Below are 273 nucleotides of genomic sequence, written 5' to 3'. Positions count from 1 at the left end.
GTAGTCAATCGTATTTACATTGTAAATACTAGGTTAAGCTACAAAGAGCACACGGAGGATGCCTAGGCGCCAGGAGCCGACGAAGGACGTGGCGAACAACGATAAGGCCTCGGGGAGCTGTAAGCAAGCTTTGATCCGGGGATGTCCGAATGGGGAAACCCGGCTGTCCATCGACAGTCACTTTCTGCTGAATACATAGGCAGAATAGAGGCAGACCAGGGGAACTGAAACATCTAAGTACCCTGAGGAAGAGAAAACAATAGTGATTCCGTC

At 49.8% G+C, this 273-nt stretch carries 1 rRNA gene; it reads left to right on the top strand.

Going from position 1 to position 273, the window contains the following annotated elements:
* Positions 1-31 precede the first annotated feature (31 nt).
* Positions 32-273: ribosomal RNA gene (locus LCF57_RS22255) — 23S ribosomal RNA — on the top strand; the annotation flags it as partial.

Origin of the sequence: Paenibacillus sp. BJ-4 (assembly GCF_020404765.1) — a bacterium.
In the GTDB taxonomy this organism is placed as follows: Bacteria; Bacillota; Bacilli; order Paenibacillales; family Paenibacillaceae; genus Paenibacillus.
Note: the sequence above shows the minus strand (reverse complement) of the source record. Positions and strands in the feature narration are given on the sequence as shown.